The organism is Spongiactinospora rosea (genome assembly GCF_003315795.1).
Lineage (GTDB): Bacteria > Actinomycetota > Actinomycetes > Streptosporangiales > Streptosporangiaceae > Spongiactinospora > Spongiactinospora rosea.
Window position 1 is genome coordinate 574,542 of the sequence record NZ_QMEY01000001.1, and the last position, 13,426, is coordinate 587,967.

Genomic DNA, 13,426 nt, shown 5'->3' on the forward strand with positions numbered 1-13,426 from the left:
TGCCAATCCCCCCGGGAAAAATGTCACGCCGGCGGTAGTTCGTACCGGATCAGCGCACGGATCATGGACAGCTCCGCGCGCAGCCGCTCCAGCTCGGCGCGCATGCGGAGGTTGTCGTTCTCCAACTGCAGGATGCGCTTGATGCCCGCGAGGTTGATGCCCTCTTCCTGAGAGAGCCGCTGGACCTCGCGGAGCATCAGGATGTCGCGCGTGGAATAGAGGCGGCCCCGGCCCGCCGTACGGCCCGGGCTGACCAGGCCCAGCCGGTCGTACTGGCGCAGCGTCTGCGGATGCAGCCCGGAGAGCTGGGCGGCGACCGAGATCACGTAGACCGGCGTCTCGTCTGACAGGTGGAAGAAGTCGGCATCCATGAGATCACTCGCTTCTGGCCAGCTCGATCAGCTCCGCGCGCGGGTCGGCCTCGGTCGTGGCGTTCTTGAACTCGCTGAGCAGGTCGCGCGCCTTGTCGTCGAGGCGCTGCGGCACCGCGACCTCGACGGTGACCAGCATGTCGCCCTTGGTGCCGTCCTTGCGGGCCACGCCGCGCCCGCGCACCCTGAACGTCCGCCCGTTGGGCGTGCCCTCCGGGATGCGGACGGTGACCGGCATGCCCTTGAGGGTCGGCACCTTGATCTCCGCGCCGAGCGCCGCCTCCGCGAACGTCACCGGGACGGTGATGGTGAGGTTCTCGCCCGAGCGGCCGAACACCGGGTGCGGCTTGACGTGGATCTGGACGTAGAGGTCGCCCGCGGGCCCGCCGTTCTCGCCCGGGGCGCCCTTGGCCTTCAGCCGGATCCGCTGGTTGTCGCCGACGCCCGCCGGGATGCGCGCCTGGATGGTACGCGTGCTCCGGCCGCGCCCGCTGCCCTCGCAGACCGGGCAGGGGTCGTCCACCAGCAGGCCCCTGCCGCGGCAGTCGCGGCAGGGCTCGGAGAAGGCGAAGTTGCCCAGGTTGCGGCTGGCCGCGCCGGTGCCCTCGCAGGTCGGGCAGACCCGCGGGGTGGTACCGGCCTTCGCTCCGGTGCCCGAGCAGGCCGTGCACGCCGAGGAGCTGGTGAGCCGCAGCGACACCGTGCTGCCCTCCGCCGCCTCGGTGAACGACAGGGTGACCTCCGACTCGATGTCCTGGCCCCGCCGGGGGCGGGTGGTGGACGCGGTCGTCCGCCCGCCCCGGTTGAACAGGCCGCCGAAGATGTCACCGATGCGCTCGCCGGTGCCGCCCCCGGACTGCGCCCCCCCGAACAGGTCGCCGAAGTCGAACGGGAACCCGCCCCGCCCGGACCCCGCGCCCCCCTGGTAGCCGCCAAGGCCGCCCGAGCCGAACAGCGCCCGCGCGTCGTCGTACTCCTTGCGGCGCTTGGTGTCGGACAGGACGTCGTAGGCCTCCGAGACCTCCTTGAACTTGGCCTCGGTCTTGGTGTCGCCCTGGTTGGCGTCCGGGTGGTACTGCCTGGCCAGCTTGCGGTATGCCTTCTTGATCTCCTCGGCCGTGGCGGTCTTCGGCACACCAAGGACGGCGTAGTAATCCTTCTCCAAGTAGTCCTTGGTGCTCATCTATGTCGTCCTTAGCACTGGGAGGGGTTGCGCTGTCAGTTGTCGTCGGATCCGGAGCCGGGACCGCCCGCCTCCGGGCCGGCCGGGGACGCCGGAGACTCCGGAGACTCGGCCTTGGCGGCGGCCCCCTCCTCGGCTGCGGACGGCTCGGACGGCTCGGCCACCGCCACCCGGGCGGGGCGGATCACCCGCTCGCCCATCCGGTAGCCGGGCTGGAAGATCTCCACGCAGGTCGGCTCCGTGACGTCCGGCGAGTAGCTGTGCATCAGCGCCTCGTGGACGGTCGGGTCGAACGGGTCGCCCTTGGCGCCGAAGGCCGACAGCCCCAGCTTGGTGAGCACCCCTTCCAGCGACTCGGCGACCTTGGCGAAACCGCCGGTCAGCTCGCCGTGGTCGCGGGCCCGGCCGATGTCGTCGAGCACCGGCAGCAGCTCCGCCAGCGCGGCGGCGGTGGCCTGCTCGCGCACCGCGACCCTGTCGCGTTCCACCCGCTTGCGGTAGTTGGAGTATTCGGCCTGGAGCCGCTGAAGGTCCCTGGTGCGCTCGGCAAGATCGTCGGCGATGTCGCCGCCGGGTGCGGCGGCACCGTCGGCCGGTGCCGCCTGCTCGTCGGCGCCCCCCGCGGCCGTCTCGCGTGCCTTACCCGTCTCCGGGTCGATCTTGCGCTTGTCGCGGATCACCGGCTCCTGGTCGGGCCCGTTCTCACGCGTGTTCACGGATCGCTCCCCTCGCCACAGCGGCGTCACTGGTCTCGCTTCGGCTGCTGGTCCTTGGGCTCGTCATCGACGATCTCGGCCTCGACCACGTCGTCGTCGGCCTTGCCCGAGGGACCGCCCTGCGCGCCGTCCGGACCGGGCTGCGCGCCGTCGCCGCCCTGGGCCTGCTGCTGAGCGTAGATCGCCGAGCCCATCTTCTGGCTGACCGTGGCGAGCTTCTCCGCCGCGGTGCGGATCACCGCCGTGTCGGTGCCCTCAAGGGCCTTCTTCAACTCCGCCAGCGAGTCGTTGACCTCGGTCTTGACGTCGGCGGGGACCTTGTCGTCGTTCTCCCGCAGGAACTTCTCGGTCTGGTAGGCCAGCGCGTCGGCGTTGTTGCGGGTCTCGGCCTCGTCGCGGCGGGCCTTGTCCTCTTCGGCGTAGGACTCGGCCTCGCGCATCATGCGCTCGATGTCGTCCTTGGGCAGCGCGGAGCCGCCGGTGATGGTCATCGACTGGGCGCGGCCGGTGCCGAGGTCCTTCGCCGAGACGTTGACGATGCCGTTGGCGTCGATGTCGAAGGTGACCTCGATCTGCGGGATGCCGCGCGGCGCGGGCGCGATGCCGGTCAGCTCGAACGTGGCGAGCTTCTTGTTGTAGGCCGCGATCTCCCGCTCGCCCTGGTAGACCTGGATGCCCACGGACGGCTGGTTGTCCTCGGCGGTGGTGAACACCTCGGAGCGCTTGGTCGGGATCGTCGTGTTGCGCTCGATGATCTTGGTGAAGATGCCGCCCTTGGTCTCGATGCCCAGCGACAGCGGGGTGACGTCGAGCAGCAGGACGTCCTTGACCTCGCCCTTGAGCACGCCCGCCTGGAGGGCCGCGCCGATCGCGACGACCTCGTCGGGGTTGACGCCCTTGTTGGGCTCCTTGCCGCCGGTCAGCTCCTTGACCAGGTCGCTCACCGCGGGCATGCGGGTCGAGCCGCCGACCATGACCACGTGGTCGATGTCGGAGACCTTGATCCCGGCGTCCTTGATGACCTGCTGGAACGGGCCCTTGCAGCGCTCAAGGAGGTCGGTGGTCAGGCGCTGGAACTCCGCGCGGGTGAGCTTCTCGTCCAGGTGCAGCGGGCCCTCGGAGGAGGCCGTGATGTAGGGAAGGTTGATCGTGGTCTCAGACTGGCTGGACAGCTCGATCTTGGCCTTCTCGGCGGCCTCGCGCAGCCGCTGCAGGGCCATCTTGTCCTTGCCCAGGTCGACGCCGTGGGCGTTCTTGAACCGGCTCACCAGCTCGTCCACGACCCGCTGGTCCCAGTCGTCGCCGCCCAGGTGGTTGTCACCGCTGGTGGCCTTGACCTCGACGAAGCCGTGGCCGTCCTCCTGGCCGACGTCGAGCAGGGACACGTCGAAGGTGCCGCCGCCGAGGTCGAAGACCAGGATGGTCTGGTCCTTCTCCTTGTCCAGGCCGTAGGCCAGCGCGGCGGAGGTGGGCTCGTTGATGATCCGCAGGACGTTGAGCCCCGCGATCGTGCCGGCCTCCTTGGTGGCCTGGCGCTGGGCGTCGCTGAAGTAGGCCGGAACGGTGATCACCGCGTCGGTGATCTTCTCGCTGAGGTACGCCTCGGCGTCGGTCTTCAACTTCTGCAGGATGAAGGCGCTGATCTGCTGGGGCGTGAAGTTCTTGCCGTCGATCTCGATCGACCAGTCGGTGCCCATGTGGCGCTTGACCGACCGGATCGTCCGGTCGACGTTGGTGACGGCCTGCCGCTTGGCGACCTCGCCCACCAGGACTTCACCGTTCTTTGCGAACGCGACCACGGACGGGGTGGTCCGCGAGCCCTGCGCGTTGGCGATGACGGTGGGCTCACCGCCCTCAAGGATCGAGACGACGGAGTTGGTCGTCCCCAGGTCGATACCTACCGCACGTGCCATGAGTACGTCCTTGTAGTCAAAGTTGAGTCGGTTCGACTCATACTGATGCTTACGTTGGCTCTTTGTCAAACGACTTGAGCCTACCGGACTCAACTCATGTGCGCGCAGCCGCATTCCTGTCGATCAGCGGGAACGCCTCACTTGGCGCCGTCCACGACCTTCCGGTCGCCCAGCGGGGCCTTGAGCGTGACCGTGGTGGTCTTCTGCACCGCGATCTCGATGCACGCGACGTTCTGGGCGTCGCGGGCGGGCCCCTCGTAGATGGTCGCCTTCACCTCCGCCGCGCTCTCCTCGACCTCGACCCGGTCGAGCGTACGGCAGGGCTCCACGCCGGACCACCACACCAGGCGCAGGCGCTCGCCGCCCGCCTCGGGAGTGGCGCTGATCCACGGCACCGGGCGCGGATCGATCGTGTCGCCCTTGGGCTCGACCGGCTCGGGGGAGCCGGGGCTCGGGATCGACGGGGTGGTCGATGGGGTCATCGATGGGGTAGAGGTCACGGTCTGGTGGGTGGGGGTGGCGGAGTCCGTGCCCGGGGCGCGCTCGGCCCCGCAGCCGAGGGCGAACAGCACGCATCCCGCCACCATCGTCGCCGTCATCATCCGCATACCTCTTTCAACGAATCGCCGGGACCCGTGGTTCAGGTGCCACCGCGCGCCGGCGCTCTACCCTGGACAGGGCCCCCTCCACGCCTCCCGCCGAGCGACAGAGCGAGCGACAGAGCAAGCCACAGAGGAGGAGCACCGTGCTGCGTCAGGTTCTGGCCGCGCTCGCGCGCAGCGGGCGCGCCGAGGCCGCCGCGACCTCCTTCCCGCCCAGTGTCCGCGCGGCCCGCCGTCAGATCGCGGGCGACACGCCGGACGACGCCGTCCGGGTGGCGCGCGACCTGCGCGCGGCGGGTCTCGCGGTCGGTTTCGACCATCTCGGCCCCGAGGTCGCCGACGCGCGCGGCGCGGAGGCCGAGGTCCGCGCCCAGCTCGCGCTGATCGACCGGCTGGCCGGGGCGGGGCTGGCCGCCGGGGCCGACATCGTGCTGCGGCCCTCCGCGCTCGGGCTGGGCCTGCCTGGCCGCGACGCCGACCGGCGGGCCACCGGCAACGCGGCGCGCGTCTGCGCGGCGGCCTTCGGCGCGGGGGCCACGGTCACCCTCGGGGCCGAGGAGCACGCGCTGGTCGAGCCCGCCCTGGCGCTGCTGGAGGAGCTGCGCAAGGAGTACCCGGGCGTCGGCGCGACGGTCCAGTCCTACCTGCGCCGGGCACAGGACCAGTGCCGGGCTCTGGCCGGTGAGGGCTCGCGGGTACGGCTGCGCAGGGGCGGCCACGACGCGCCCGCCTCGGTGGCCTTCAAGCGTCCCAGGGAGATCGACGCCTCCTACGTGCGGTGCCTGAAGGTGCTGATGGCCGGGCAGGGCCACCCGGTGGTCGCCGTGCGGGACAGGTGCCTGATCGACATCGCCAGCGCGCTGGCCGTGGTGAACGAGCGGCGGCCGGACGGCTTCGAGTTCGAGATGCGCCACGGCGTACGTCCGGCCGAGCAGCGGCGGATGGCCCGGCTCGGGGCGGTGGTGCGGGTCCGCGTGCCGTACGGCCCGAACTGGTACCCCTACCTGGCCCGCGCGCTGGCCGAATCGGCCGGCGGCAGGTGGCGCGTCGGGCGGGGGGCGCGCTGAGCCGCGTCGGTCAGCGGGGCGCGAGCCGCCACGTCCACAGGGCCTCGCCGGTGCCTCCGGCGATCAGCGTGTCCCCCACCAGGGCGACCGCGTAGAGGGACCGCCCGGGGGCCGCGCGCTCGCCGGGGAACGGCGTGCCGATCGGGGCCAGGGTCGCCAGGTCCCAGACCCGTACCAGCCCCTCCGACCCGGCGCTCGCCACGGCGGCCCGCCCGGCGACGTGCCCGGTGGACACCGTGCTCACGTCGCCGTGCCCGCCCGCGTCCAGCACGCCGTGCGGCCCTCGCGGGGCGAGCGCGGGCGGCGCGCCGCCCGCCTCGGTGCAGGGCTTCGCCGGGCGGGTCCACACGGGCCTTTCCGGCCCGGCCCCACCGAGCAGGGCCGCGCAGAGCACGACGACCCCGGCGATTCCGGCGAATCCCCGGAATTCCATCCTCATGACCCCAGGACGGTAGCGCCCCGCGCTACGGCTCCACTGTCACGATGGCCGTGTCCGCCCCGCGGAAGGGGGCGAGGGCTTCGGCGGCGTCGTCGATGGCGGTCTTGGCCGCGGCGGACAGGGTGGTGAACGGCTCGACCCGCAGAGTCAGCCGTCCGCCCTGTTTGCGGGGCCGCCACAGGGCGGCGATCTCGCCGTCCGCCAGGACCACGCCCGGGTTGCCGACCGTGCGCCAGACCTTCCGCCGTGACGCCTGGTCCGGGATCAGGCCGGTGCGGTCCTGGGTGGCCAGGTAGGGATCGTGGGGTGGCAGCAGGCGGATCCCGGTGGCCTGGGGCGGGTCGCGCAGCAGGTCCGTGTCGGCGGAAAGGACCCAGGCGGGCGTGTCCCGGTACCGGACCTCCGTCAGCTCCCCGGCCAGCGACTCCCAGCTCCGCGACGCGTACGCGGGCGACACCCCGGACCACGCCGCGAACTCGCGCGGTGTCGCCGGGGCGTGGCAGCGCAGGTAGCGCCGCAGCAGTTCGGCGCGGGCGGTCAGAGGGTCCCAGACGGGCACCGGCGCCCCCAGCCACTGCCCGGTCAGCGCGAACCGCGCCGCGCCCTCCCCTTCCGGTACGAAGCAGACCGTGCCGTACAGCCCCGCGACGTAGAGCGCGTAGCGGACCAGGCTCTGCCCGTACGTGTTCCGGCCCAGCCCGTCCGGCTCCTCCCACGGCCCCTTACGGACGCCCGGAACGCGGGCCGCGACCTGCTCGGCCAGCGCCACGCCCAGCTCGTCCTTGGTCAGGGCGCGGCCGTCCAGGACGGGACCGAGCGCCGCGAGCGTGTGCTCCACCGCCGTGCTCGCGCTCAGGCCGAAGGCCGCCAGATGCCGCTCCGCGCCCCGGATGAAGTGGCGGCAGGAGTCCTCGTCGTTGGGCAGCAGCCCCGTGGTGAACACCCCCACGTCCGCGACGCCCATCACGTGCGGCGCGCCCCGCAGGCTCCAGACCTGCGCCAAGATCCTGTCCCGCGTCAGCGCGGCGGTGACGTGCGCGGGCGTGAGCCCGTCGAGCCGGACGTGCAACGACTGCGCCGCCGAGCCCGGCGGGCTGTGCTGGATGCCCGTGGCCCCGGCCACGTCGGGCAGCGCGCCGACCGGCGCGGGACGTACCAGCCGCTGCCGGGCCAGGCGGAACCCGCGTGCGTGCCCCTCGCCGACCCTCAGCATCACCGCACGCTACCCGATGACCGGCACCCGGATACTGTCTGTAGGCTTGCGGTCGTCATACAGCGAGGTGGAACCATGATCGCGATTCTCGGCGCGGGCAAGATGGGCGAGGCCCTGCTGTCCGGCCTCGTCCGCGCCGGTGTCCCGGCCGGTGAGCTGCTGGCGACCGTCCGCCGCCCCGAGCGCGGCGAGGCGCTGGTCCGGCAGTACGGCGTACGCGTGGCCTCCAACGCCGAGGCCGCCAAGCGCGCCGACACCCTCATCCTCGCCGTCAAGCCCCAGGACATGGCGACCCTCCTGGACGAGATCGCCCCCTACGTCCCCGCGGGCCGCCTGGTGATCTCCGCCGCGGCGGGCATCACGACGTCGTTCGTTGAGGCCAGGCTCGGCGAGGACGTCCCGGTGGTGCGGGTGATGTCCAACACGCCGGTGCTGGTGGACGAGGCCATGAGCGTCATCTCGGCGGGCGCCGGGGCCGGTGAGGAGCACCTGAAGCTGGCCGAAGACCTGCTCCGGCCGGTCGGCAAGGTGCTGCGGGTGCCCGAGTCGCAGCAGGACGCCGCGACCGCGCTGTCCGGCAGCGGCCCGGCCTACTTCTTCTACCTGGTCGAGGCCATGGTCGACGCGGGCATCCTGCTCGGCATGCCGCGCGCCGCCGCGCTCGACATGGTCACCCAGTCGATCGTCGGCGCGGCCATCATGCTGCGCGACTCCGGCGAGCACCCGGTCATCCTGCGCGAGGCGGTCACCTCGCCCGGCGGCACGACCATCGCCGCCATCGCCGAGCTTGAGCGGCACAGCGTGCGCGCGGCCTTCCTGGCCGCCATCGAGGCCGCCCGCGACCGCAGCGGCCAGCTCGCCGCCGGGTGAATACCAGCGGGTGAAGGGGGCCTGCTGGGGCGAAGGGGTCGAACCCTACCATTGATCGGGTGACGATCCGTCGCGGCATTCCCCCGCTGCTCGTCGTGCTCGCCCTCGCCGGCTGCACCGCGGAAGAGCCGTCGGGCATCCAGCTCGGCACCGCCCGGCGCGCCCCGGTGAGCGAGGTCGTCGAGGCCCCCGCCACCATCGGCGCGCGGGCCGCGGCCACCCTGCGCGCCCCCGCCACCGGCACGCTGACCAAACTGCACGTCCGTGACGGCGACACCGTCGCCAAGGGCGACGTGCTCGCCAAGATCAGTTCGCCGGAGGCCCGCGGGCGGCTGTCCCAGGCCAGGCAAGCCGAACGTCTCGCGTCCAGGCCCTCGGCCCCCCGCCCGGCGTTCGCCGCGCCGACGCTGCGCGGCTTCGACGGGCGCGCTTTCGCGGGCCTGGACCGCAAGGTGCGCAGCGACTTCGCCCAAGCCAGGTCCGCCGCCCGCAAGGTCGGCGACGCCACCGCGCGCAAGCGCCTGATCGCCGCCATCGACCTCGCCGAACGCAGGCACCGCGCCCAGCGGGCCGCGCTCGGCGCGATCACCAAGGACCTCACCCGCTCGGTCAACGGCGTGCTGTCCCAGCTCACCGGCCAGCTCAGCACCGGGCTCGGCAGCCTCACCTCCTCCATGGCCTCGCTCCAGGCGGCCTCGCGCAGCCAGGCGAAGGCGGCGGTCAAGACGGCCGAGTCGGTGGTCAAGGGGCTCACCATCAAGGCCCCGTTCGACGGGGTGGTGACGCTCGGCCGTTCGTCCGGAGGCGGCGGGGCCACGGACGCGCTCGGCGGGCTGCTCGGCCGGCTTCCCGCCGGGCTGCCCACGCAGGCCCCGCCGGACGGGGGCGGGTCCGGCGGCGGGCCGGCCGTCGCCACGGGCGTACCGGTCGCGGCGGGCGACGCCATCGTGACCGTCACCGATGTCTCCGAACTGACCATCTCGGCCGATGTGGACGAGACCGACGTCCTGCTCGTCGAGCGCGGCACCGCCGCCCGGATCGAACTCGACGCCGTGCCCGGGGCCACGTACACGGCCAAGGTCACCGGGGTCGGGGTGACGCCGATGGCGGGCACCACCGGAGGGGTCAGCTACCCGGTCAGGCTCACCCTCGGGCCGGGCCGGTTCGACGACGGCAGGAAGGCGCCCGCGCCCAAGCCCGGCATGAGCGCGGTGGCCCGGCTGACCGTCAGGGAGTCGCCGGGCGCGCTGGCCGTACCGGCCTCCGCGGTGGTCACCAGCGGGCGCGACAGCGTGGTGTGGGCGGTGCGCGGCGGCGCGGCCGAACGCCGCGTCGTACGGCTGGGCGCGCAGGGCGACGCCCTGGTGGAGGTCCTCACCGGGCTGCGCGAGGGCGAGCGCGTGGTGGTCAAGGGGGCCGACGCCGTACGGCAGGGCCAAAAACTCCCGTGACCGCGCCACCCGCCTTCGAGGGCGAGGACCTGCGCCGCTCCTACCAGGCCGACGGGGTGGCCGTCGATGCGCTGCGCGGGGTGGACCTGCGCATCGAGTCGGGGGAGTTCGTCGCGATCATCGGCCCCTCGGGCTCGGGCAAGTCCACCCTGATGCACCTGCTCGGCTGCCTCGACCGGCCGACCTCGGGCACCCTGCGGGTCGGCGGCGTGGACGTCGCCACGCTCTCCGAGGCCGGGCTCGCCGAACTCCGCAACAAGACCATCGGATTCGTCTTCCAGTCCTTCCACCTGCTGCCCCGCACCTCCGCGCTGGACAACGTGGCGCTGCCGCTGGTCTATCGCGGCGTCGGCGCGGCCGAGCGGCGTACCCGCGCCAGGGACGCCCTGACCGCGGTCGGGCTCGGCCACCGGCTGACCCACCGCCCCGCCCAGATGTCCGGCGGCGAACAGCAGCGGGTGGCCATCGCCCGCGCCCTGGTCGGCGACCCCAAGGTGGTGCTCGCCGACGAGCCCACCGGCAACCTCGACACCCGCAACGGGGCCGAAGTGATGGACATCCTGGCCGGGCTCAACGCCGAACAGGGCGTGGCCGTGGTGCTGGTCACCCACGAGCCGGAGGTCGCCGCCCGCGCGGGCAGGCGCATCCACGTCCGCGACGGCCTCATCGAACAGGACGCCGGATGAGGGCCCGCCAGGCGTTCCTGATGGCCACCGAGGCCCTGCGGGTCAACCGGCTGCGCAGCGCGCTCACCATGTTCGGGGTGATCGTCGGCGTGCTCGCCGTGGTCGTGCTGGTGGCCATCGGCACCGGCGCCAAGGACGCCGTGGAGAGCGAGATCGCCGGGCTGGGCAGCAACATCATCCTGGTCGTCCCCGGGCAGATCGGGGTCGGCGCGCTGCCCACGCAGAGCAGGCTCGGCCTGGCCGACGCCGCCCACGTACGGCGGGCCGTCGGCGACCCGTCACGCGTCACGGTTTCGGTCGCCTCGGGGGAGACCATGCGGGTCGGCCGCAACGAGGCGTTCGTCACGATCACCGGCACCGACGAGAACATCCCCAACATCTTCGACCGCCCGCTCGCCAAGGGCCGCTACCTCAGCGAGACGGACGTGGACACCCGGCGGCGGGTCGCCGTGCTCGGCTCGGAGGTCGCCGTCCGCCTGTTCGGCGACATCGACCCGATCGGACGGCAGGCGACGATCTCCGGGGCCCGGTTCCGGGTGGTCGGCGTCTACCAGACCGTGGGGGCCACCTTCGGCGTGGCCCGCGACCAGGAGGTCCACATCCCGGTCACCACCGCCCAGCGGCTGCTCGGCCTGGCGAGGATCAACGGCATCGCCGTCGGCGCGACCGGCCCCGGCGAGATCGAGCCGCTGCGCCGCCGCGTCGTGGCCGCCCTGGAGGAACGCCACCCGGGTGAGAGGTTCTCCGCCGTCACCCAGACCCAGTTGCTCGGCACCATCGGCAGCGTGCTGGGCATGCTCACCGGCGTGCTGGCCGCCATCGCGGGCATCTCGCTCCTGGTCGGCGGGGTCGGGGTGTCCAATATCATGCTGGTCAGCGTCCGTGAGCGGACCCGCGAGATCGGCCTGCGCAAGGCCCTCGGGGCCAGGCAGCGCGACGTGCTCACGCAGTTCCTCATCGAGGCGGTGCTGCTGACCACGATCGGCGGCGTGCTGGGCATCCTGGTGGGCGTCGGCGGATCTCTGCTCATCGACGCCCTCACGCCCGTCCCCGCGACCATCACGCTGTGGTCGGTGCTGCTGGCCTTCGGCGTCTCGGTGGCCGTCGGGGTCTTCTTCGGCGTGGCCCCGGCCCGGCGCGCGGCCCGGCTCGACCCGGTCGCCGCGCTGCGCGCGGAGTGACGCCGGGCGGTGCCAGATGACCTCATGTGGCCTCCGGATGCCCGCAGGGGGCGGGGCGGCGCGGGAAGTATGAGCCAGGTGACCATGGTCTGGGAACGTCTGAGGCAAGGGCGCACGTGGTTGAGCCAGGGAGCCTGGCGGCGGGCCCGGAGGGAGTTCGCCGGGGCGCTTGAGGCGGCGGTGGGGGAGCGCGAGCGCGCGCAGGCGGCCGAAGGGGTCGCCGCGGCCGCCTGGTGGCTGGACGACGACGCGGAGGTGGCCGAGGGGTACGAGCAGGCGTACCGCTCCTACCGGGCGGTGGGCGACGTACGCGGGGCGGCGCGGTCGGCGGCCTGGCTGGGCAACGGCGCCCTCCAGTTGCAGGGCAGGCACGCCGTGGCCCAGGGCTGGTTCCGGCACGGCAGGCGGCTGCTCCAGGGCGTACCGCCCGGGAAGGAGGGCGCGCTGCTCACGCTGTTCGAGGGGGTGGCGGCGCGGCTGCGCGGCGACGGCGAGACCGCGATCAAGCGCGCCGAGGAGGTGGTGGCCGCGGCCAGGGGGCTCGGGTCCTCAGACCTCGCGGTGCAGGGGATGGCGCTGTCCGGCGTCGCGCGCGTCGATCGCGGCGAGGTCGGGGAGGGCATGCGGCTGCTGGACGAGGCGGCCGGAGCCGCCCTCGCGGGGGAGACCGAGGCCGGGTCGGTCTGGATGCCGGGCTGCTACCTGCTGCAGAGCTGCGTCCAGGCGCGCGACTGGGGGCGGGCCGAGGAGTGGTCGGGGCGGGTGATGGCGTTCTGCCGCCGGATGGACCTGGGCGCGCCGTTCGCGCTCTGCCGTACGCACTACGGCACCGCCCTGCTGTGGCGGGGCCGGTGGGCGGAGGCGGAGGCGGAGCTGACCGGGGCGGTACACGCACTGTCCGGCCTGCGGCCGCAGCACGCGGCCGAGGCCGTCGCCCAGCTCGGCGAGCTGCGCCGCCGCCAGGGGCGCAGGGAGGAGGCGGCCGAGCTGTTCGGCCGCGCGGGCGCCACACCCGACGGGCGGCTGGGCCTGGCCGAACTCCGGCTCGACGCGGGCGACCCGGCCGGCGCGCTCGACCTGGCCGTACCGCTGCTCGGCGCGCTGCCCCCGGACGCGAGCCTGGAGCGCTGCCGGGCCCTGGAACTGCTCGTCCGCGCGGCCACGGCGCTCGGGCCCGCCGCGGGCGCGGGCCGGGTCCGCGAGGCCGCCCGGGAGCTTTCCGGCCTGGCCGGCACGGTCGGCACCGACGCGGTACGGGCCGCCGCGGCCTGGGCGAACGCCCTCGCGGCCCTGCACACCACCGCGGCCGAGGACCCCGCCCGCGGCCTCCAGGACGCCGCCGCGCTGTTCGAGCGGGCCGGTGACGCCTACAACGCCGCCCGCGCCCGGCTCGACCTGGCGGCGGCCCTGCTGGCCAGGGACCGCCCCCGGGCCGCGGCCGGCGAGGCGGCCACCGCCCGGGAGACCTTCGTACGCCTGGGCGCCCCCGCCGACGCCCGCCGCGCCGCCCGCCTGCTGGCCAGGGCGCACCGAAGACCCGAACCCGGCCTGACCGCGCGCCAGCGGGAGATCCTGGCCTTGGTCGCGCTGGGCCTCACCAACCGGGACATCGCCGCCCGCCTGGCGCTGAGCGAGCACACCGTCAAGCGGCACCTGGCCAACATCCTGTCCCGCCTGGACGAGCCCACCCGCAAGGCCGCGGTCGCCCACGCCTCGCGGGCCGGACTGCTGTAG

The 13,426-nt window shown here is 73.5% G+C and carries 12 protein-coding genes and 1 pseudogene; 6 read left to right on the forward strand and 7 right to left on the reverse strand.

Annotated features, from left to right (window positions below; translation table 11 throughout):
- Nucleotides 1-121: 121 nt before the first annotated feature.
- The 5 genes and pseudogenes from DP939_RS03005 to DP939_RS03025 form a co-directional block, all read right to left on the reverse strand.
- A pseudogene (locus DP939_RS03005) lies at nt 122-371 on the reverse strand (heat shock protein transcriptional repressor HspR); the annotation flags it as partial.
- Nucleotides 372-375: 4 nt separating this feature from the next.
- The gene (dnaJ, locus tag DP939_RS03010; RefSeq protein WP_113978586.1) at nt 376-1,554 is read right to left on the reverse strand and encodes a molecular chaperone DnaJ; all 1,179 of its coding nucleotides are present in this window, start codon (nt 1,552-1,554) and stop codon (nt 376-378) included.
- A gap of 35 nt (nt 1,555-1,589) precedes the next feature.
- The gene (gene grpE / locus DP939_RS03015; RefSeq protein ID WP_113979473.1) at nt 1,590-2,270 is read right to left on the reverse strand and encodes a nucleotide exchange factor GrpE; all 681 of its coding nucleotides are present in this window, start codon (nt 2,268-2,270) and stop codon (nt 1,590-1,592) included.
- A 26-nt stretch (nt 2,271-2,296) separates the two neighbouring features.
- Entirely contained in the window at nt 2,297-4,183 is a 1,887-nt protein-coding gene (gene dnaK / locus DP939_RS03020; protein ID WP_113978588.1) for a molecular chaperone DnaK, read from the reverse strand.
- Nucleotides 4,184-4,320: 137 nt separating this feature from the next.
- Nucleotides 4,321-4,785: a hypothetical protein gene (locus DP939_RS03025; RefSeq protein ID WP_225878013.1), complete on the reverse strand. Its 465-nt coding sequence runs from the start codon at nt 4,783-4,785 to the stop codon at nt 4,321-4,323.
- Between the two features lie 143 nt (nt 4,786-4,928).
- Between DP939_RS03025 and DP939_RS03030 the strand changes: the two genes are divergently transcribed.
- Nucleotides 4,929-5,852, forward strand: a complete 924-nt coding sequence (locus DP939_RS03030) for a proline dehydrogenase family protein (RefSeq protein WP_113978591.1) — start codon at nt 4,929-4,931, stop codon at nt 5,850-5,852.
- A gap of 10 nt (nt 5,853-5,862) precedes the next feature.
- Here the strand turns inward: DP939_RS03030 and DP939_RS03035 are convergent, their stop codons facing one another.
- Nucleotides 5,863-6,291 carry a hypothetical protein gene (locus DP939_RS03035; protein WP_147267848.1) on the reverse strand — a complete coding sequence of 143 codons (429 nt, stop codon included), beginning with the start codon at nt 6,289-6,291 and terminating at the stop codon, nt 5,863-5,865.
- 25 nt (nt 6,292-6,316) lie between these two features.
- A complete protein-coding gene (locus DP939_RS03040; protein WP_113978596.1) occupies nt 6,317-7,504 on the reverse strand; it encodes a winged helix DNA-binding domain-containing protein in 1,188 nt (395 codons plus the stop codon).
- Nucleotides 7,505-7,579: 75 nt separating this feature from the next.
- Between DP939_RS03040 and proC the strand changes: the two genes are divergently transcribed.
- From proC to DP939_RS03065, 5 genes are all read left to right on the forward strand, one after another.
- Nucleotides 7,580-8,374 carry a pyrroline-5-carboxylate reductase gene (gene proC, locus DP939_RS03045; RefSeq protein ID WP_113978598.1) on the forward strand — a complete coding sequence of 265 codons (795 nt, stop codon included), beginning with the start codon at nt 7,580-7,582 and terminating at the stop codon, nt 8,372-8,374.
- 59 nt (nt 8,375-8,433) lie between these two features.
- The gene (locus DP939_RS03050) at nt 8,434-9,825 is read left to right on the forward strand and encodes an efflux RND transporter periplasmic adaptor subunit (RefSeq protein WP_113978601.1); all 1,392 of its coding nucleotides are present in this window, start codon (nt 8,434-8,436) and stop codon (nt 9,823-9,825) included.
- Nucleotides 9,822-10,511 carry an ABC transporter ATP-binding protein gene (locus DP939_RS03055; RefSeq protein WP_113978603.1) on the forward strand — a complete coding sequence of 230 codons (690 nt, stop codon included), beginning with the start codon at nt 9,822-9,824 and terminating at the stop codon, nt 10,509-10,511. The genes DP939_RS03050 and DP939_RS03055 overlap by 4 nt, the downstream gene beginning before the upstream one ends.
- Nucleotides 10,508-11,692 carry an ABC transporter permease gene (locus tag DP939_RS03060; RefSeq protein WP_113978606.1) on the forward strand — a complete coding sequence of 395 codons (1,185 nt, stop codon included), beginning with the start codon at nt 10,508-10,510 and terminating at the stop codon, nt 11,690-11,692. The genes DP939_RS03055 and DP939_RS03060 overlap by 4 nt, the downstream gene beginning before the upstream one ends.
- 120 nt (nt 11,693-11,812) lie before the next feature.
- On the forward strand, nt 11,813-13,426 hold the full coding sequence (locus tag DP939_RS03065; protein WP_113978613.1) for a helix-turn-helix domain-containing protein: 1,614 nt from the start codon (nt 11,813-11,815) through the stop codon (nt 13,424-13,426).